General features: G+C 63.3%; 15 protein-coding genes. 10 read left to right on the forward strand and 5 right to left on the reverse strand.

All coding sequences use genetic code 11. The features are described from left to right. Nucleotides 1-7 precede the first annotated feature (7 nt). Nucleotides 8-1,876, forward strand: coding sequence for an ABC transporter ATP-binding protein (locus tag RX329_RS10650; RefSeq protein ID WP_204512116.1), 1,869 nt, complete (start codon nucleotides 8-10; stop codon nucleotides 1,874-1,876). A gap of 269 nt (nucleotides 1,877-2,145) precedes the next feature. Further along, the gene (locus tag RX329_RS10655) at nucleotides 2,146-3,072 is read left to right on the forward strand and encodes an AraC family transcriptional regulator (protein ID WP_317245853.1); all 927 of its coding nucleotides are present in this window, start codon (nucleotides 2,146-2,148) and stop codon (nucleotides 3,070-3,072) included. Between the two features lie 2 nt (nucleotides 3,073-3,074). Here the strand turns inward: RX329_RS10655 and RX329_RS10660 are convergent, their stop codons facing one another. Then, complete coding sequence (locus tag RX329_RS10660; protein WP_317245854.1) at nucleotides 3,075-4,001, reverse strand: catalase family peroxidase; 927 nt, start codon at nucleotides 3,999-4,001, stop codon at nucleotides 3,075-3,077. Nucleotides 4,002-4,563: 562 nt separating this feature from the next. On the opposite strand from RX329_RS10660, the gene RX329_RS10665 reads away from it, so the two are divergent. Both RX329_RS10665 and RX329_RS10670 read left to right on the forward strand, forming a co-directional pair. Beyond that, complete coding sequence (locus RX329_RS10665) at nucleotides 4,564-5,079, forward strand: hypothetical protein (protein WP_018454109.1); 516 nt, start codon at nucleotides 4,564-4,566, stop codon at nucleotides 5,077-5,079. Nucleotides 5,080-5,395: 316 nt separating this feature from the next. After that, a complete protein-coding gene (locus tag RX329_RS10670; protein ID WP_018454110.1) occupies nucleotides 5,396-8,725 on the forward strand; it encodes an adenylate/guanylate cyclase domain-containing protein in 3,330 nt (1,109 codons plus the stop codon). A gap of 127 nt (nucleotides 8,726-8,852) precedes the next feature. Here RX329_RS10670 and RX329_RS10675 read toward each other — a convergent pair whose 3' ends face one another. After that, a complete protein-coding gene (locus tag RX329_RS10675; RefSeq protein ID WP_018454111.1) occupies nucleotides 8,853-10,076 on the reverse strand; it encodes a polyhydroxyalkanoate depolymerase in 1,224 nt (407 codons plus the stop codon). Nucleotides 10,077-10,245: 169 nt separating this feature from the next. On the opposite strand from RX329_RS10675, the gene RX329_RS10680 reads away from it, so the two are divergent. Further along, nucleotides 10,246-10,902 (forward strand): glutathione S-transferase family protein, encoded by a 657-nt coding sequence (locus RX329_RS10680; RefSeq protein WP_085361466.1) that lies wholly within the window; start codon nucleotides 10,246-10,248, stop codon nucleotides 10,900-10,902. A 279-nt stretch (nucleotides 10,903-11,181) separates the two neighbouring features. Here RX329_RS10680 and RX329_RS10685 read toward each other — a convergent pair whose 3' ends face one another. After that, complete coding sequence (locus tag RX329_RS10685; RefSeq protein WP_018454113.1) at nucleotides 11,182-11,406, reverse strand: hypothetical protein; 225 nt, start codon at nucleotides 11,404-11,406, stop codon at nucleotides 11,182-11,184. Between the two features lie 182 nt (nucleotides 11,407-11,588). On the opposite strand from RX329_RS10685, the gene RX329_RS10690 reads away from it, so the two are divergent. After that, complete coding sequence (locus tag RX329_RS10690; RefSeq protein ID WP_018454114.1) at nucleotides 11,589-11,945, forward strand: hypothetical protein; 357 nt, start codon at nucleotides 11,589-11,591, stop codon at nucleotides 11,943-11,945. A 9-nt stretch (nucleotides 11,946-11,954) separates the two neighbouring features. Here RX329_RS10690 and RX329_RS10695 read toward each other — a convergent pair whose 3' ends face one another. Then, entirely contained in the window at nucleotides 11,955-13,058 is a 1,104-nt protein-coding gene (locus RX329_RS10695; protein WP_085385356.1) for a mandelate racemase/muconate lactonizing enzyme family protein, read from the reverse strand. A gap of 177 nt (nucleotides 13,059-13,235) precedes the next feature. Here RX329_RS10695 and RX329_RS10700 point away from each other — a divergent pair, with 177 nt between their 5' ends. From RX329_RS10700 to RX329_RS10715, 4 genes are all read left to right on the forward strand, one after another. Next, nucleotides 13,236-14,069 (forward strand): AraC family transcriptional regulator, encoded by an 834-nt coding sequence (locus RX329_RS10700; RefSeq protein WP_162496389.1) that lies wholly within the window; start codon nucleotides 13,236-13,238, stop codon nucleotides 14,067-14,069. Between the two features lie 135 nt (nucleotides 14,070-14,204). Continuing rightward, nucleotides 14,205-15,131: an SMP-30/gluconolactonase/LRE family protein gene (locus RX329_RS10705; protein ID WP_085385358.1), complete on the forward strand. Its 927-nt coding sequence runs from the start codon at nucleotides 14,205-14,207 to the stop codon at nucleotides 15,129-15,131. A 117-nt stretch (nucleotides 15,132-15,248) separates the two neighbouring features. Next, nucleotides 15,249-15,842, forward strand: coding sequence for a GNAT family N-acetyltransferase (locus tag RX329_RS10710; protein WP_018454118.1), 594 nt, complete (start codon nucleotides 15,249-15,251; stop codon nucleotides 15,840-15,842). Nucleotides 15,843-15,858: 16 nt separating this feature from the next. After that, nucleotides 15,859-17,505 carry a GMC family oxidoreductase gene (locus tag RX329_RS10715; protein ID WP_018454119.1) on the forward strand — a complete coding sequence of 549 codons (1,647 nt, stop codon included), beginning with the start codon at nucleotides 15,859-15,861 and terminating at the stop codon, nucleotides 17,503-17,505. Nucleotides 17,506-17,913: 408 nt separating this feature from the next. Here RX329_RS10715 and RX329_RS10720 read toward each other — a convergent pair whose 3' ends face one another. Beyond that, a complete protein-coding gene (locus tag RX329_RS10720) occupies nucleotides 17,914-18,756 on the reverse strand; it encodes an AAA family ATPase (RefSeq protein WP_007600695.1) in 843 nt (280 codons plus the stop codon). Nucleotides 18,757-18,981 lie beyond the last annotated feature (225 nt).

Raw genomic sequence — 18,981 nt, forward strand, 5'->3', positions numbered from 1 at the left:
CACTGGCATGAGCATGGGCGCAAGCGGAGCTGATCAAATCGCTGCCAACGCGCAGTCGCCGGTGCTGTCGGTTTCCGGCCTGACGACGTCCTTCCTGCGTGAGCGGCGATGGATTCCCGTCGTCTGCGACGTGTCGTTCGATATTGCCTCGCGGGAAACCGTGGCGATCGTCGGCGAGTCCGGTTCGGGCAAGAGCGTCACTGCGCTCTCGATCATGCGGCTCATTCCGAAGGAGAACGGCCGCGTCGAAGGCAGCGTCCGGCTTGCCGGTCGCGACCTGCTGACGCTGCCCGAAGCGAGCATGAAGGATGTTCGTGGCAACGAAATCGCCATGATCTTCCAGGAGCCAATGACGAGCCTCAATCCGGTGCTGACCATCGGCTTCCAGATTGCGGAAGCACTGATCCAGCACCGCGGCCTGTCGCGCGCGGCGGCGGAGGTCGAGACCATATGCCTGCTCGACCGCGTGCGGATACCTGCGGCGAAATCGCGCTTCCACGAGCATCCGCATCGCTTCTCCGGCGGCATGCGCCAGCGCGTAATGATCGCGATGGCGCTGGCCTGCAAGCCGAGGCTGCTGATCGCAGACGAGCCGACCACCGCGCTCGACGTCACGATCCAGGCCCAGATCCTGGAGCTTCTGAAGGAGCTTCAGCAGGAAGAGGAGATGTCGATCCTCTTCATCACCCACGACATGGGGGTGGTGGCCGAGATCGCGGACCGCACCGTGGTGATGTATGGCGGCCAGGCAGTGGAAACCGATGCGACCGCGCGCATCTTTGCTTCACCCTCGCATCCTTATACCCGCTCGCTGCTCGCGGCCGTGCCACGCCTCGGCTCGATGGACGGGCGGACGCGGCCGATGCGTTTTCCGACCGTCGACAAGGTGACGGGGACCTCTGACGAGCCGGCGGAGACGCCCGATACGGTCTCGATTGCCGAGCGACCGCTGCTCGAGGTCTCCAACCTCACGACGCGCTTTCCAATCCGCTCGGGCCTGTTCGGCAAGGTCTCGGGCCGCGTCCATGCGGTCGAGAACATCTCCTTCACCTTGCGCGCCGGGGAGACGCTGGCGCTGGTCGGCGAATCCGGCTGCGGCAAGTCGACGACGGGCCGCTCCATTCTCAAGCTGACGGAGCCGGACAGCGGCACCGTTCTGGTGGACGGGCAGGATGTGCTGGCGATGAATGCCCGCACCTTGCGTGACTTTCGCAAGCAGATGCAGATCGTGTTCCAGGATCCGTTCGCGAGCCTCAACCCGCGCATGTCGGTGGGAACGGCGATTGCGGCCCCATTGCTCGCCAACGGGCTCGTCACGGCGTCGCAGGCACGGGAGAAGGTCGCCGACCTGCTTGTCCGCGTTGGTCTCACCGCCGACATGGCCGCGCGCTTTCCGCACGAATTCTCCGGTGGCCAGCGCCAGCGCATCTGCATTGCCCGCGCGCTCGCGCTCGGACCGAAGCTGATCGTCGCGGACGAAGCGGTCTCGGCGCTCGACGTTTCGGTCAAGGCGCAGGTCGTCAATCTGATGCTGGACCTTCAGGCCAGCATGGGACTTGCCTATCTCTTCATTTCCCACGATATCGCGGTGGTCGAGCGCATGAGCCATCGCGTCGCGGTGATGTATCTCGGCGAGATCGTCGAAACCGGTCCACGCGCGGCCCTGTTCGGAAATCCGCAGCATCCCTATACGAAGAAGCTGATGGCGGCCGTGCCGGTGCCCGATCCAGCGCGCCGCGGCACCAGGCGCGAGGCCACGAATGACGAGATCAGAAGCCCGGTGCGCGCGCCCGATTACCAGCCGCCCGTGCGTCAATTTCGTGAGGTGTCGCCGGGCCATGTCGTCCAGCTCTGGGGCGAGGAATGGTCCAACTGACGTGCGCAGGCCGCAATTATTTCCAAAATGCACGATGAAGTCGCCCCGCGATCTGCCGGGCAGGTCAACGGTGGTGTCCTTCGCGACGCCAGGCCGGTGACATCACGCTGAAATCACAATGAAATCATCGCGGCACGGCCCGGTGCGACGGCTGGCCGCGCCAGCTTCGTGTTATGCGCTGCAGCTGGACCGTCGGCCGGCGATCTCCGATAATGCGCGGATCTCGGGAAGGCCGGCGAAGACGTGCCTTTACGGATGGATTTACTAGAATGACACAAGCAGGCGTCTACGGGCAGAGGCTCGGGCAGGGCTTTCGCTCCAAGCAAGCACCGGTCCTGATCACGCGTTCGCTGCACAGCGCCGAGCTCGCGGTCACCGAAGTCCGCAACGACGATCCGACACCGGATATTTCCGGATCGCTGGCTGCGGAAGATGCCTATCTCCTCAGCCTGAAACTCCGCGACTATCCGGATTGCGAATGCTGGGAGGAGGGCCGCTGTGTCACCAAGGCGGATGTTCGCGCAGGTGCGACTTATCTGTACGACCTCAAGCGTGACCCGCGCTATGTGATCGACAAGCCGTTTCACTCGCTCTTCTTCTATTTGCCGCGCTCGGCGCTCAACAGCGTTGCCAGGCAACCGGGCGGGCCGCGCGTAGGCGAGCTCAGCTACGAGCCCGGTGTCGGTCATGACGACGAGGTCGTTCGACATGTCGGTGCCTCGTTGCGGCAAGGACTGTGTCGGCCCGACGAGACCAACCAGCTTTTCGTCGATCACATGATGCTCGCGCTCACCGCCCATGTCGCCCAGACCTATGGTGGGCTGAAGCCAGCCGCGGAACCGAGCCGCGGCGGTCTTGCGCCATGGCAGGTGAAGCGTGCATGTGACCGGCTCGATTCCGATCTCTCGGGCAAGATCGCGCTGCAGCTGATCGCGACCGAGCTTGGGCTGTCAGTCAGCCACTTCTCACGCGCGTTCCGGATCTCCACCGGCCTGCCGCCGCATCAATGGCTGCTCCAGCAGCGCGTCAAGGCGGCCAAGCAACTGATGACAGTCCGCGACCTGCCGTTATCCGAGATTGCCATCTCGGCCGGATTTGCCAATCAGAGCCATTTCACGCGGGTGTTCTCGTCCATCGTCGGCGTCAGTCCGGGCGCGTGGCGCCGCGAAACGGATGGCGGACGGGACAAGACTTGAAGTTACCGGCGCTTTGCCAGCGAGATCGTGTAGGCCGTGCGGCGCGCCGCAAAGATCTCGTCCGGCGGATGGCCGATGCCGTCGGCAAGATTGACCGGATTGAAGATGGAGCCGTCGCAGGCCGCGTTGGCCTCGAGTCTGGTGATGACGATCGTCCCCAGCCGCACCTGCTCACGGTTGTCCTCGTCCGGCCATCGCAGGGTCACGTCCATGGTGGGATCGCCGGGACGGTCGAGCAAGGCCAGCACGTTGAATCGGACGTCGCCGGCTGCGATCCTCCGCGCGAGATCGTCATGCAGGAAATCGGCCGACTTCGCCCTCGCTTCGTCCTCGCTCAAGGTGACGTCGCCGCCGACCGGCGAGACCTTGAACTTGATGAAGCGGGTCTCATCCTTCGCGTTCGTCGCGGGAAACGAGTGCACGCCCCAATAGGTCGTGCCGGCAAAGCTGCCGGGCAGCCGGCGTGCCGCGACGTAATTCGCCTGGTTCAGTGTTTCAGGATTGGCCGCCGAAAAGGCCCGGACCTTCTTGATGTCGGGCTTGCCGTCCGCACCCGGAATGCGCGCCTCGAGGAAGGCGAGCATCTGGTCGAGCGTCCGTGCAAAATGCACCGGAGCGGTTTCCGTCAGGATGTCCGAGCGATGGGCGTCGTCGCCCAGCCTGAAGCTGAAGCCGCGCAGCACGAGGTTGTTGGTGTCGGTCATCCCAGGATTGCCGCCGCCGACGGAGAAGCGCGCCAGCACGCGCGACGGTTTTGTGAAGCTCAGCGATCGCGTAATCTCTGCCGCGCGGTCGGACGGGGCATAGGTCCCGCGCACACATCGACCTTTGGCGAAGCTCGCGCGCACCTTCGGCGGATTGCCTGCGACCGCCTTCAATGCATCGACGACCGCGGCGGGTGTTGCAGCGGGGGTGGGAAGTTCGGACATGGCTTGGCCTCCGGCAAAAGCGGCATGTCCGTGTGTTAGGGCTGGCGGAGCGCCGGCGTCTTTCCTAAAGCCGCGCTGCCTTGTCCGATCCTGCTGATTGCTTGCTCGCGCTTCAGGAATTCACGTGCACGAAACACGGTATGAGGGGATAGATCTGATGTCGGCGAGACGCGGGACAACTTGTTTACTGATTCAGCTCCCGTGCTTCCGGGTCTCGCGACGATGCAGACTTGTCCTCCGGAAATTGTGATCGGATAGAGCGACGGGGAACCGCGTTATGTGAACCGTCTCATATTTCATCACTCTCTTTCGAGCTATCACTCCCGCAAGAAATTGCCGCACCCGGACCTAACTGACCGACACGGGTGAGATGCAATGCCTGCGTAGCCGCGTGCTCGCAGCTTTGGATTGGCTCTCGTCTTGCTCACGAGCAAGCCAGCCCCATCACTCAGCACAGATTTTTCAGAAATTGGAATCAAGGCAATCGCAAAACGCGTCCACGAGGCTGCCTCTATTCGGGGTCGGCTGGTAGGCCGCTACTTACCTAAGAAGGAGACCCCCAATGAAAATTAGTGATGCAGTTTCCAGCGCATTTTCCCTAACGAGGGGCTCCGGCAATCTTCGGATCGCTCGTTCCGGTCTGATCAGGTCGGCCCATCTTCTTGAAAGAATTGGGCTCGCAGCCGTTGGGGCCTCCTGTGGCCTCTATGTGGGTGCGACCCTGTTGCGTGAGAAAGGCGGACTGTTTGAAAGCGGCTGGATCGTGCTGATAACGATGCTCTACGGAGCTCTCAGCTATTATGTCGGAATTGATTTGTCTCGCAGTGTCGCGCGGAAGTCGATCTCGAGCAACTTGGAAGAGTGGAATGGTTCCGAGCCGGCTGAGATCATGAGTGCGGCTGGAACGTTCGGCGCCGCGATTGCCGCAACTCTGTCCGTCAGCATCCTTGTCCTTGATCAAAACCCAGCCAATGGCCTGATAACCTTTGTTGCCGGCTGTTGGGTGGTTGGTTCCTCGCTCCAAGTTGCGGCGGGCATGATGGCTCGCAACTACGAAGCGCGCATGGACAAGCAATGAAGGAATTGTGCTCACGCAAGAACGTCTGCTTGGCGTCATGACGAGTGCACAAGCCGCAGTGTTGGATTCGATTTCAGGTCCGGAGTGAGTAGTGACCACTCATCGCAACCTCTGTCGTCCAACGCTGCGGGAAGACGATTTTGGTAGCGCAGTCGTTCGCATCGGGCGGCGACCCGGCTTGGAAGCCGTGTCGGTACTGAGTAACCTAAATTATCGCACAACAAACAAGACGTGCCATCATGGCGGTGTTGGGATATCGTCCCCGCGCCGTGGTCCAAAATCCTGCTAACCGCCAACCACACGATCGGTGGAGCCAATGCAGATTGCGGAGTGGCTCGAGAAACTGGGGCTTGGGCAATACGCAGAGCGTTTTGCCCAGAATGGAATCGACGTGGGCGTCCTCCCCGAACTGATGGACGAGGACTTTGAAAAGCTCGGAGTCCTGCTAGGCCATCGCCGCAAAATGCTGCGTGCTATTGCCGACCTCGATCCAGCCGCGTTGATCGCATCGCCGACCCCTCCTCAGGACGCCGAGCGGCGCCACCTCACTGTTATGTTTTGCGATCTGGTCGGCTCGACCGCGCTCTCGGCGCGTCTCGATCCCGAGGATATGTGGGAAGTGATCCGGGCCTACCGCGCCGCCTGCGCGAGCGTCATTGCCGCTTATGACGGCAGGATAGCCAGGTTCGTTGGCGACGGAATACTCGTCTATTTCGGCTATCCTCGCGCGCATGAGGATGATGCGGAGCGCGCAGTACGAGCTGCCCTCGACACTATCTCCGCAATTGGGCAGCTCAAAACGGGCGCCGACGAACGGGTTGAACTGCGCATCGCAATTGCGACAGGGCTTGTGGTGGTCGGTGACCTCATCAGTGGAGATGCATCAGAGGAGCAGGCAACCGTCGGCGACACACCAAACCTCGCCGCTCGGCTCCAGAGCCTGGCGGAACCGGGCGCGGTCGTCGTTGCTTCGTCGACGCGCCGGCTGCTTGGTGATCTCTTCACGTTTCGCAATCTCGGCCGCCGTGAGGTCAAGGGGATAGCCGAACCAATCGCAGTCTGGGCGGTGGAGGGGGCGATCGCATCCGAGAGTCGCTTCGAGGCGGTCCGCGCGGTACGCTCGATCGGTTTTGTCGGCCGCAGGGACGAGATCGAGTTCACTCTCTCGCGCCAGCGGCTGGCATGGCAGGGGCAGGGCCAGATGGTATTGATTTCTGGCGAAGCGGGCATCGGCAAGTCGCGCATTGTCGCAACCCTGTCCGAAAGCCCCTCGTTGGGGGCGCACCGCCGGGTGCGATATCAGTGTTCGCCCTACCATACCAACAGTGTGCTCCATCCCTTTGTCGCGCAGCTCGAGCGCGCCGCCGGCATCCGGTCGCACGACACGCCTGGGCAAAAGCTCGACAAGCTCGAGGCAATGCTGTCGCTTGGAACACAGCAGGTCGCCCAAGCGACACCGCTCATTGCGGCTCTCCTTTCGATTCCCACCGGCGACCATTGTCCGCCGCTGGCTTTGAGCCCGGCGCAGCAGCGGCGACAGACATTTGCCGCCCTTCTGGATCAGCTTGAGGGGTTGGCGCGAGAGCAACCCCTGCTGATTATCTGCGAGGATATGCATTGGGCCGATGCCACGACACTTGAACTGTTCGATCTCGCGGTCGATCGTATCAGAGGACTGCCGATACTCGTGCTCATGACATCCCGGCCAGAGTTCGAGCCCTCCTGGTCGGGCCTTGCCAACGTCAGTCTGTTGCGGCTCGACCGACTCGATCGGCGGGACTCGCGCGCGCTGGTCGAACAGGTGGCCGTTGGTCGCCAGCTGCCACGCGAGATGATGAAGCAGATCATCGATAGGACGGATGGCATCCCACTATTCGTCGAGGAATTGACCAAGATGGTGCTGGAGTCCGGGCTACTCGTCGAAGATGCCGGGCGCTATCGTCTCGATAATCCGCTCCCGCCGCTCGCTATTCCCGCGACGCTGCAGGATTCGCTGATGGCGCGGCTTGACCGGCTGGCCCCCGTCAAGGAGTTAGCGCAGATAGGCGCCGCCATCGGTCGCGACTTTTCATACGCGCTGCTGAGATATGTGGCGGGACGCGATGATCTGACGCTGAGCGCTGCGCTAGCGCAACTCGAAGAGGCCGAACTGCTGGTGCGTCGCGGGGCTCCGCCCGAAGCAAACTATAGTTTCAAGCACGCCCTCGTTCAGGAAGCGGCCTACGAGAGCCTGCTCAAGAGCAAACGGCAGGTGCTTCACAAGCGCATCGGCGATGTCCTGCGCGAGAAGTTTCCAGTCGTCGCCGAGACTGAGCCGGAAGTTCTGGCACACCACTTCACTGAGGCGGGGCTGAGCGAGGTCGCCCTCGAATGGTGGCGCAAGGCGGGCCTGCAGGCGCTGAAACGCTCCGCTTATTCCGAGGCGATTGCACATCTCGGCAAGGCGATTGCCATCGCCGATGACCTGCCCGATGAGCACGACCGGATGATGGGTAGGCTACATCTTCAAATCGCATATGGCCGTGCATTACGGGGCAGCCTCGGGCACAGCGCTCCCGAAACGGTCGCCGCATGGACGCGCGCCCGACAGTTCGCAGCCGACATCAATGATCCGGTTGAACTTGCGCCGGTCCATTCGGGTCTCTTCAATGCCTGCCTGACACACGGCGAACTCGCGCCGATGCAGGCGCTGGTGGATGCCATCGTGAACGCCGCTGACCGGCGACCGGCCTCACCGGTGGCCGCCGTCGTTGCACATTGGACGGGCGGGGTTACCTGCTGGTTCGGGGGCGACTACTTGAACGCGAGAGTACATCTTGAGAAGGCACTAGAGATCTATGGTGACGAGCCGGATCCCGCGACGTTCAGGGGCTCGGCGCTGGATCTCCCATTCGTGATCATGAGGTTTCTTGCCCTGGTGCTTTGGCCGCTTGGCAGGATCGCCCGCGCACGCCGCCTCGCCGCGGAAGCGATAAGTGCTTCCGGAGAAAAACGGGCGCTTTCTCAGGCCAATGCGCTTGTTCATCGAGCTGTGTTCGACGGACTATGCGGGGGCATGTTGCAGCAAACAGAGACGATCCTGGCGCTTGGTCTCGCTCGCGACCACACGATGCCGCTGTATGTGGCCGCCGGCACCTACCTGAATGGCCTGGCCAAGTGGCGCGCCGGCGACGGAATGGCCGGGCTAACGGAAATGCGTCGCGGCTGGACCTTGCTGCACGAGAATGACTGCTACCTCTGTGAGCCGTTTTGGGGGATGCATGTCGCTATGGCGGATGCAGAGTCGGGCCAACTCGAAAACGGGCTGGAAATCTTGAGCGGATTGATCGCATGGGCGGGGCAATCCGGTCAGCATTGGCTTGATGCCGAGCTGCATCGCGTCTACGGGGAGCTTTTGTTGCGTCATGATCCTTCGGACCTAGCCAGGGCCGAAACTGCGCTAAGCCGAGCGCTTGAAATCGCACGGCACCAACGGGTGAAGACTTTCGAGCTGCGCAGCGCCATTGGACTTGCACGCCTGCATAAGACAAATGGCGGAGCGGGCGCGGTATCCGAGGTGCTCGCTCCCGTGCTCGCTGAATTCGATGCGGAGCGCAATCTTCCCGAAGTCGTTGAAGCCAGAGAGCTGCTCAAGCAAGTGCATTAGGCACGTGCGGTTTGTTTAGCTAGCCGTTTGGTCAGGAGAGACGTCTCGATCCTGACCCATCTCCGGTCGCCTCACTGCAATTGCGCGTTGAGGTTCGCACGTGACGTACGGGCCAGGGGCTGACGGGTTACGAATTCACGTGCACGAAATCCCGCAAGAGCGGGTAGATCTCGTTGTTCCAGCGTTTGCCCGAGAACACGCCGTAATGGCCGACGCCGGCCTGCATGTGGTGGACGCGGCGGTAGGCGCGTACGCCGGTGCAGAGGTCTTGCGCGGCCAGCGTCTGGCCGATCGAGCAGATGTCGTCCTTCTCGCCCTCGACCGTCATCAGCCCCATGCGGCTGACGGCCTTGGTGTTCACCGGACGTCCCCGATGCATCAGCTTGCCCTGGGGCAGAAGATGCTCCTGGAACACGTCTCGCACGGTCTCGATGTAGAATTCCGCGGGCAGGTCCATCACGGCGAAATATTCGTCGTAGAAGGTCTTGATGCTGGCCGCCTTCTCCTTCTCGCCCTTGGCGATGTGATCGGCGAGATCGATGTGCTGCTTGATATGGCGCTCGAGATTCATCGAGACGAAGGCGGTGAGCTGCACGAAGCCGGGATAGACTTTCCGCAGGGCACCGCGGCACTGCATCGGCACGTAGTTGATCAGGTTCTGCTCGAACCAGTCGATTGGCCTGCTCTTGGCGAATTCGTTGACCCTCGTCGGCTGGATGCGCGTGTCGATCGGGCCGGCCATCAGCGTCAGCGTCGCCGGCCGCGAAGGATGGTTGCCCTCGCACATGATCGCGGCGGCCGCGAGTGCGGAGACCGAGGGCTGGCAGATCGCGACCATATGCGGGCGGGGGCCTAATTGGCCGAGGAAGTCGATGAGATGCTCGGTGTAGTCGTCGAGCCCGAAACGGCCCTCGCTGCGGGGAATGTCGCGTGGATTGTGCCAGTCGGTGATGTAGACGTCGTGATCCTGCAGCAGCGTCTTCACGGTGCCGCGCAGCAGCGTCGAAAAATGGCCGGACATCGGCGCCACCAGGAGCATGCGCGGCTGCTCGCCCACGCCTTCCTTCTTGAAACGCAGCAGCGAGCCGAACGGGGTCGCGTAAGCGATCTCCTCGGTTACGGCGACCTCGCGATTGCCGACCATGACGCTGTCGATGCCGTAGGCGGGGCGGTGATAGGTGAGGGTGGAGCGGGAGATCAACTCCAGCGCGGCCGACAGCCGGCCGACGACCTGATCCGATAAGCCCTGCGGCACCAGATTGAGGAATTTGAGTGCGGACGAAGCCCCCGACCGCCACGGCGCCGTCAGGTCCATATGGTTCTGAAAGGCCTGATAATACATCGACATCATACTGAAACGCCCACCTGTCCCCGTGCTGCTATGCAATATCGGAGCCAAACCGGAGATGGGCCGTCCTCAAGATTGGCACGTCGCTTGCTGCTCTTTTGGCGGGAAGCACAGGCGGTGCGCACTCCCGCAGTCCAGGCGGGTGCAAGTCTTAGGCGTGAGGGAAGGCCATATGGCGAAGGCGACACTGACCATCAGCAGCAAGAACTATTCGTCCTGGTCGCTGCGTGGCTGGCTGCTGACGAAATTTTCCGGGCTCGATTTCGATGAGATCGTCACCGCGCCGGACGACGCGTCGGCGCGTGCCGAAATCCTGCTATTGTCGTCGTCGATCCTGGTGCCGTGCCTGCGGCACGACGGCGCGATCGTCTGGGATACGCTGGCGATCGCCGAATATCTCAACGAGGCGATGCCGGATGCCGGGCTGCTGCCCGCGGATCGCGTTCAGCGCGCGCATTGCCGCTCGATCTGCGGCGAAATCCATTCCGGCTTCACCACCTTGCGCGCCTCGCTGCCGGTCAATCTGAAGGGGCACTTCCCCGGCTTCAAGATCTGGTCGCGCGCGCAGGCCGACATCGATCGCGTCTGGGCGATCTGGCGCGACTGCCTGGACAAATCGGGCGGGCCCTTCCTGTTCGGCGAGACCCGCACCATGGCTGACGCGATGTACGCCCCGGTGGTGACGCGCTTCGTGACCTATAACGTCAAGCTCGAGCCACAGCTGCAGGCCTATGCCGATACCATCATGGCCATGCCGGAGATGAAGGAATGGATCGCGGCGGCACGGGATGAGCCGGCCGAGATCGAGGAGCTCGAGGTCGAATATTAGGCAGGCCGGGTGCCATCTGCCTGTTTTGGGAGCGAGCATCCAACCGCCGCACCCCGCGGTCATGTCATTGAAGGCGTTAACGTTTGACGCCCGTGGTGGGCTGAGCCCGCTCACGCGCTGTGCAGATATTGTATGCGCGCGCTGGCCGGTTGCGACATCTAGCCGTGAACAGGCGCGTACGGGGCGCTACGGCTGATTCGGACGTGATTCGTTCGGGCCGCGTTCCGAAGGTTAAAGCCGGGACGCGGCCCCGTTGCATTTTGAGACAGAAATCAGTGCTCAGGCCACGCCCGAATGCTTCATGCGCGGGACGCGCCAGCCGATGACGGTTGCTTCAACTGCGACGCCGGCCGCGTGGTTCTGCCAGCGTCCCTCGATATAGCGGCAGGCGAACGGCAGCTGATACGTTCCGCTGTGGTCCTCGCACAGCACTTCGACTGCAAGGCCGGGCGGCGGTTCTCCGGCGCCGTCGAATTCCGCCAGTCGTCTGTCGCGCGTTGCCATCAAAAAACTCCCTTAAACAAAGCCGCGGAAAGAGTGCCCATTTCCTCCGCGTGCAGATCATCGCTCCCCGTGCGAGGGAACAGCCGCAAGCTCAACGCGAGAATGCGGTGCGAGTGTGGTAGCCTCGACAGGCTGCGTGCAAAAAGCGCACATTGCCGTGATTGATTTGACGAGGAACCTGTATGCTGCTTCGAAGCGCCGTCGTTTGTTTCGCGATGTTGCTGCTCGCTACGCTGGCGATTGTGCCGGTCCGCGCGCAGGACGTGCCCGGTATCGAGATCTGCACCGTCGAGAAGACCATGGAGCGCCGCACCAGCTGCCTCCAGAGCAACGTCGACTTCCTCCAGAAGACGATCACCAAGCTCAACCTCGATCACCAGCAGAAGCTGGACGCCGCGGCTCGCCAGATCGATGCGTTGAAGACGACCGTGGCCGGCTTGCAGAAGATGCTCGGCGATCTCCAGGCCGCGCAGGCGAAGACCGCGGAGGATGTGAAGAAGAAACAGGATGCGCCGCCGCCGAAGGATGCGGCGAAATAGGCGCCGCGCTCAGGCGACGCGATATCGCTCCATGACGCTGCGGTCGGGCTCATAGCCGAGCCCAGGTCCGGTCGGCACCGCGACATGGCCGGTGGCATCGACATCGGCGCGGCCGCCCCAGAGGCAGGCCTCGCGCTTCAGGTAAAACATCTCGACCAACCCGTCGTCGCGCCCCGCCAGGAGATGCAAGGTCGCCAGCAGGCCGGGGCCGAAATACGGGGAGTGCGGAACGATCTTGACGCCTTGCCGATCCGCGAGCGCCGCAACCTTCAGAAATTCCGTGATGCCGCCGACCTTGATCACCGACGGCTGGGCGTGGCTGACCGCGCCCGCCTCCATCATCTGGCGGAATTGATATTCCGTGCAGGCGTTCTCGCCGGCGGCGACGCCGAGCCCGCCCTTGCTGCGGACCTCGGCGAGCGCCGCAAAATCCTCCGGCGGCCAGACCGGCTCTTCCAGGAACATCGGCTGCGCGTCCCCGCATGTCCTGGCGAACGCGACCGCCTGCTCGCCTGACAGCGGGCAGTTCATGTCCACCATCAGCGGAATGCCGGGCCCGATCGCCGCGCGCGCGGCAAACACCGCCGGCGCCGTGGTCTCGTGCAGCTTGATGGCGCCATAGCCGAGTGCGAGCGCCTTCTTGCATTCGGCGGCGATGTTGTCGGGCGAACCGATCCGCAACAGGCTCGCATAGGCCGGAATGGCCGAGCGCCTGGTGTCGCCGAGCAGGCGGTTCAGCGGGACGCCCTCGATCTTGGCGGCGAGGTCCCACAGCGCGATGTCGAGCCCGGAGATCGCGAACATGGTGATGCCGTAACGGCCGAACAGATGCAGATTGCGCTGGATCTGGTCCATCACCGCGGGGATGCCGGCGGCATCAGGAACCTGCAGCCCATGGGCTTGTGGTGCGATCATTTCCTCGACGGCACTGCGCGTGGTGCGGGGGCAGACATAGGCGAAGGCATCGCCCCAGCCGGTGAGCCCGGCGTCGGTGGTGACCTCGAGGATCACCATGTCGAGGGCGGTGATGGCGGAGGCGCCCTGACGGAAGCTCGCGACACCAGCGTCATAGGGGATGCGGATATGGTGCGCCCGCACATCGGTGATTTTCATGACGCGGTTCCTCCTGCTTTCTTGTGAGCGGTTTCAAGGACGTCCCGAGTGTAGCCATGAACGCCCGGACGTTGCCAGTGGCTGTTCCGGCGTTATCCTCCTGCGGGACCGCAACGCCGATCAAGCGAAACCCGCGGACTTCCGTGCATCATGGTCGCGCTTCGAACGAGAAACGCCATGAACCCAGCCCAGCGCGCGCTCTGGTATGTCGAGAGCCATCTGGCCGAGCCGATGACGCTCGACGAGATCGCTGCGATATCGGGCGTGTCGCGGTTCCACATCGTGCGCGCGTTTGCCGTAGCCACCGGCCTGCCGGTGATGCGGTACGTGCGCGCGCGGCGGCTGAGCGAAGCGGCGCGCAGTCTTGCGAATGGCGCGCCGGACATCCTGTCGCTGGCGCTGGAGGCCGATTACGGCTCGCACGAAGCATTCACCCGCGCGTTCCGCGACCAGTTCGGCACCACGCCCGAAGCGGTGCGCGCCGCGCAATGCACCGGCCATCTCAAGCTTCAGGAGCCGATCCTCATGGATTCAACCATCTCGGACAAACTCGCCAACCCGCGCTTCGAAACCACAAAGGCCTTCCTCGTCGCAGGCATCAGCGAGCGCATCTCCTGCGACAACGGCGCGGCCATTCCTGGACTGTGGCAGCGCTTCCACCAGGAGGTCGCCGACATTCCCGCGCGCGTTGGACCGGTCGCCTATGGCGTCTGCTGCAACGGCGACGATGCCGGCAATTTCGACTACATTGCCGGCGTCGAGGTCGCCGATTTCTCCGAACTGCCGCGCCCCTTCGGCCGTATCCGCATCCCCGAGCAGCGCTATGCGGTGTTCACCCACACCGACCACGTCGCCTCGATCAGGCGCACCGTCAACGCGATCTGGAATCAGTGGCTGCCGGCCTCCGGCCTGAAGGCTGCCGATGCGCCGAACTTCGAGCGCTACGACGAGAAATTCGATCCCGCCACCGGCAATGGCGGCCTGGAGATTTGGATACCCGTGCGAGATTAGCGCGCAACGCTGGCATACCATCCGGCTTGCTTGGCAAGCCCCGGTGACTTTGTCATAACCGCAGGCAATCTTGCGTGTGGGGCCCGTGCCGGACATCCCGCGCAAGTCATAACAAGCAGCCGGGAGGGTCCCCACATGTCCAACGTCCGCGTTCTCGCCACCGACCTCGAATTTCCCGAAGGGCCGGTCGTGATGCCGGACGGCTCGGTCGTGCTGGTGGAAATCCGCGGCCAGCGCCTGACCCGAATCCATCCCGACGGGCGCAAGGAGGTCGTCGCGAAGATTCCGGGCGGCCCGAACGGCGCAGCCCTCGGCCCCGACGGCAAGATCTACATCTGCAACAATGGCGGCTTCTCCTGGATCCCGACCCGCAACATGATCATGCCGGGTCCGCAGCCCGACGACTATCTCGGCGGCTCGATCCAGCGCGTCGATCTGCAATCCGGCCAGATCGAAACCGTCGTGACCAGATGCGGCGAGCACGATCTGCGCGGGCCGAACGATCTGGTGTTCGACAAGCAGGGCGGCCTCTGGTTCTCCGATCTCGGCAAGCGCCGCGCGCGCGAGATGGACGTCGGCGGCATGTACTATCTCAAGCCCGGCATGAAGGAGATCGTCGAGGTCGTCCACGGCGTGTTGCCGGCGAACGGCATCGGCCTCTCGCCGGACGAGACCACCGTCTACATCGCGGAGACGCCGACGGGCCGGCTCTGGGCCTACGAGCTCTCCGCGCCCGGCACGCTCAAGCCGCGCGACGCGATCTATCGCGGCGAGCGGGGCAAACCGATCTGCGGCCTCGGCGGCTACCAGATGTTCGATTCGCTGGCGGTCGAAGCCAACGGCAATGTCTGCGTCGCCACCCTCGTCTCCGGCTGCATCTCGGTGATCGCGCCCGATGGCACGCTGGTCGAGCAGATCCCGACCGGCGACCGCGTCACCACCAACATCGCCTTCGGCGGCCCCGAGCTGAAGACCGCCTACATCACCCTCTCCGGCAAGGGCGAGCTGATCGCCATGGACTGGCCGCGCAGCGGTTTGCCGTTGAATTTCCTTAACAAGTAAACGGTGCTAGTGACCATCATTGCAACCGAAGCGAAGCAATCCAGGAATGCGTCCGCGGTGACAGTCTGGATTGCTTCGTCGCTTCGCTCCTCGCAATGACAAAGGAGAGAGTTTCAAATGCCCTGGCCTGATCCCATCACCCTGCGCGGACAGCATGCCGCTCTGGAGCCGCTGTCGCATCAGCACCGCGAGGGGCTGAGCGAGGCCGTGAAGGATGGTGAGCTCTCCACCATCTGGTACACCGCAATCCCGACGCCGGACAACATGGGCAAGGAAATCGACCGCCGGCTCGGTCTTCAGGCCGCCGGCTCGATGCTCCCCTTCACCGTATTCGATGGCAGCGGCAAGATCGTGGGCATGACGACCTACATGAACATCGATGCGGCCAACCGCCGCGTCGAGATCGGCTCGACCTGGTATGGTAAGAGCGCGCAACGCGGCCCGCTCAACACGCAGTGCAAATTGCTGCTGCTCACCCACGCCTTCGAAACCCTGGACTGCATCGCGGTGGAATTCCGCACCCACTTCTTCAATCACCAGAGCCGCCGCGCCATCGAGCGCCTGGGCGCCAAGCAGGACGGCATCCTGCGCAGCCACCAGGTCGCGCCGAACGGCACGCTACGCGACACCGTGGTCTACAGCATCACCGCGGCCGAATGGCCTACGGTGCGAACGCATTTGAATTATCAACTCAACGACAAGCCGCGCTAGAGGCGGCCGAGGCACCATGGACAGATTTGATTATGTGATCGTCGGCGCGGGCTCCGCCGGTTGCGTGCTCACCAGCCGGCTGAGCGAAAACCCTGCGACCAGCGTTTGCGTGCTCGAGGCCGGCCCGAGCGACTGGCATCCCTACATCCATCTGCCGGCCGGCTTCATCAAGACCTTCCACATGAAGAGCATCAACTGGGCCTACCAGCAGGAGGTCGGACCCTGGACCGGCGGCCGCAGCATCTACGCGCCGCGCGGCAAGACGCTCGGCGGTTCGTCCTCGATCAACGGCCACATCTACAACCGCGGCCAGCGCATGGATTTCGACACCTGGGCGCAGATGGGCAATCGCGGCTGGGGCTATGCCGACGTGCTGCCCTACTTCCGGCGGCTGGAGAAGCGGGTCGGCGAGGGCGAGGACATTTATCGCGGCCGCGAAGGCAATCTCACCGTCACCACCATGAACTGGCGCGATCCGCTTTGCGAAGCCTTCATGGAAGGCGCGGTGAGCCTCGGCATTCCGCGCAACCCCGACTACAACGGCAAGACCCAGGAAGGCGTCTCCTATTGCCAGCGCACCATCGACAAGGGCTTGCGCGTCTCCGGCGCCACCGCTTTCCTCAAGCCCGCGATGAAGCGGCCGAACGTGCATGTCCGCACCCACGCGCATGCGACCGAGATCATCTTCGAGGGCAAGCGCGCCGTCGGCGTGCGCTACATGAAGGGCGGTCATGGCGGCACGCCGGTCGAGGTCCGCGCCAACAAGGAAGTGATCCTCTCCGGCGGCACCTATAATTCGCCGCAGCTGCTCCAGTTGTCCGGCATCGGCTCACCGGATCTGTTGCAGGCCCACGGCATCGCCGTGCGTCACGCGCTTCCGGTCGGCGAAGGCCTGCAAGATCACTACGCCCCGCGCACGGTCGCGCGCGTCAAGGACATCAGGACCATCAACGAGCTCCGCCGCGGCTGGCGTCTCTGGGTCGAGGCGATGAAATGGGCGACCGCGCGCAAAGGCCTGCTGTCGCTGTCGCCGACCATGGTCTACTGCTTCTGGCACTCCGGCGAGAGTGCGGAGAGCTCCGACCTCCAGCTCACCTTCACACCGGCGAGCTACAAGGAAGGCGTGCAGGGCCAGCTCGAGGACGAGCCCGGCATGACGGTGGCGTCCTGGCAGCAGCGCCCCGAGAGCCGCGGCTATGTCCGCATCCGCTCGGCAGATCCGTTTGCGCCGCCGATCATCCAGACCAACTATCTTGACGCCGAGCTCGACCGCCGGGTCATCGTCGGCGGCATGAAGCTCGCGCGCAGGCTTTTGAAGAGCGCGCCGCTGTCGCCCTATTACGCCTACGAGGATTTCCCCGGACCCAACGTCAATACCGACGACGAGTTTTTGGCGGCCGCCACCGAGCGCGGCACCACCACCTTCCACCCCGGCTGCACCTGCCGCATGGGCCCGGCGGATTCCACCTGGGCGGTGGTCGACGATCAGCTCCGCGTTCACGGGTTGCAAGGTCTCCGCGTCATCGATGCCTCCGTGATGCCGCGCATGATCTCGGCGAACCTCAATGCCTCAACCATGATGATCGCCGACCGCGCCTCGGACTTGATCCGCGGCAAGAAGCCGATGGAAGCCGCGCGCGTGCCGGATGCGGCGGTGGCGTAGCAAGGTCTCGTGCTCCGGACGCAGCGCTGCGCTTCCCCGGCGATGCGAAGCATCGTCCGGTGCAGCTGTGCGCTGCAGAGCCGGAGGCCCATCTCACGCGACCTTGGTCGCCCCTCGCGATTTGAAGCGCGAGTTGGAGAGGGCGATGCTCACCCTTGCTCCGTCATCGCGAGCGCAGCGATGCAATCCAGGATCTTTCCGCGGAGGCAGCCTGGATTGCTTCGCTGCGCTCGCAATGACGAGGTGGAGAGAGTGCGCCACACTCTCGGTGTCATCGCCCGGTTTGACCTGGCGATCCAGTATTCCAGAGGCGGTTATGATTGATTCGAGAAGCCGCGGCGTACTGGATTCCCCGCCTTCGCGGGGAATGACACCGGAAGGTGGGGCGGCAGCGGAGTGCGCTCGAACCTACACTTCCCTCCGGCTCAGGAACGCCAATCGCTCGAACAGATGCACGTCCTGCTCGTTCTTGAGCAGCGCACCGTGCAGTGGTGGGATCAGCTTGCGCGGGTCGCGCTCGCGCAACTGCTCGACGCTCATGTCTTCGTTGAGCAGCAGTTTGAGCCAGTCCAGAAGCTCTGAGGTGGAGGGCTTCTTCTTCAACCCGGGCACTTCGCGGACCTCGAAGAAGATGCGCAGGGCTTCCTCGACCAGCCGCTTCTTGATGCCGGGGAAGTGGACGTCGACGATCCGGGTCATGGTGTCGGCATCGGGGAACTTGATGTAGTGGAAGAAGCAGCGGCGCAGGAACGCGTCCGGCAGCTCCTTCTCGTTGTTGGAGGTGATCATCATGATCGGGCGCTGCTTGGCCTTGATCGTCTCGCCGGTCTCGTAGACGTGGAATTCCATGCGGTCGAGCTCAAGCAGGAGATCATTTGGGAATTCGATGTCGGCCTTGTCGATCTCGTCGATCAGCAGCACCGGGCGCTGCTCGGCGGTGAAGGCATCCCACAGCTTGCCGCGCTTGATGTAGTTCTTGATGTCGGACACGCGGGCATCGCCAAGCTGGCTGTCGCGAAGGCGCGATACCGCGTCGTATTCATAGAGGCCTTGCTGTGCCTTGGTGGTGGACTTGATGTGCCAGGTCAGAAGCGGGGCGTTCAGCGCCTTCGCCACTTCCTCCGCCAGCACCGTCTTGCCGGTGCCGGGCTCGCCCTTGATGAGCAGCGGGCGCTCCAGCACGATCGAGGCATTGACCGCGACCTTGAGATCGTCGGTCGCAACATAGTCCTTGGTGCCGGTAAATTTCATCGCGCGTCCTTGTTGGTCGTCGTCCCAGGAATTGCCAGTTTCATGGCCCTGGTCCAACAAACGGAACGGCCGCGCGTGGCGGCCGTTCCTGGTTCGGTCAGGCTTTCAGACCCGTTTTATCAGCGAAAGGATGACGAGCACAATCGCTCCGCCAATCCCGCCTGGCGGACAATCCTGCCCAGAGCTCGTCGGGTGGGGTCTCCGAGGCGCCCCTTGACGCCGACA

This window comes from Bradyrhizobium sp. BWC-3-1, from assembly GCF_032917965.1.
In the GTDB taxonomy this organism is placed as follows: domain Bacteria; phylum Pseudomonadota; class Alphaproteobacteria; order Rhizobiales; family Xanthobacteraceae; genus Bradyrhizobium; species Bradyrhizobium canariense_D.

Excerpts from the sequence above, each read along its gene's own strand:
- RX329_RS10720 (WP_007600695.1), bottom strand. The coding sequence starts at position 18,756 with ATGAAATTTACCGGCACCAAGGACTATGTTGCGACCGACGATCTCAAG.
- RX329_RS10690 (WP_018454114.1), top strand. The coding sequence starts at position 11,589 with ATGCTGCTTCGAAGCGCCGTCGTTTGTTTCGCGATGTTGCTGCTCGCT.
- RX329_RS10700 (WP_162496389.1), top strand. The coding sequence starts at position 13,236 with ATGAACCCAGCCCAGCGCGCGCTCTGGTATGTCGAGAGCCATCTGGCC.
- RX329_RS10680 (WP_085361466.1), top strand. The coding sequence starts at position 10,246 with ATGGCGAAGGCGACACTGACCATCAGCAGCAAGAACTATTCGTCCTGG.
- RX329_RS10650 (WP_204512116.1), top strand. The coding sequence starts at position 8 with ATGAGCATGGGCGCAAGCGGAGCTGATCAAATCGCTGCCAACGCGCAG.
- RX329_RS10660 (WP_317245854.1), bottom strand. The coding sequence starts at position 4,001 with ATGTCCGAACTTCCCACCCCCGCTGCAACACCCGCCGCGGTCGTCGAT.
- RX329_RS10685 (WP_018454113.1), bottom strand. The coding sequence starts at position 11,406 with ATGGCAACGCGCGACAGACGACTGGCGGAATTCGACGGCGCCGGAGAA.
- RX329_RS10670 (WP_018454110.1), top strand. The coding sequence starts at position 5,396 with ATGCAGATTGCGGAGTGGCTCGAGAAACTGGGGCTTGGGCAATACGCA.
- RX329_RS10665 (WP_018454109.1), top strand. The coding sequence starts at position 4,564 with ATGAAAATTAGTGATGCAGTTTCCAGCGCATTTTCCCTAACGAGGGGC.
- RX329_RS10675 (WP_018454111.1), bottom strand. The coding sequence starts at position 10,076 with ATGATGTCGATGTATTATCAGGCCTTTCAGAACCATATGGACCTGACG.
- RX329_RS10715 (WP_018454119.1), top strand. The coding sequence starts at position 15,859 with ATGGACAGATTTGATTATGTGATCGTCGGCGCGGGCTCCGCCGGTTGC.
- RX329_RS10695 (WP_085385356.1), bottom strand. The coding sequence starts at position 13,058 with ATGAAAATCACCGATGTGCGGGCGCACCATATCCGCATCCCCTATGAC.
- RX329_RS10710 (WP_018454118.1), top strand. The coding sequence starts at position 15,249 with ATGCCCTGGCCTGATCCCATCACCCTGCGCGGACAGCATGCCGCTCTG.
- RX329_RS10655 (WP_317245853.1), top strand. The coding sequence starts at position 2,146 with ATGACACAAGCAGGCGTCTACGGGCAGAGGCTCGGGCAGGGCTTTCGC.
- RX329_RS10705 (WP_085385358.1), top strand. The coding sequence starts at position 14,205 with ATGTCCAACGTCCGCGTTCTCGCCACCGACCTCGAATTTCCCGAAGGG.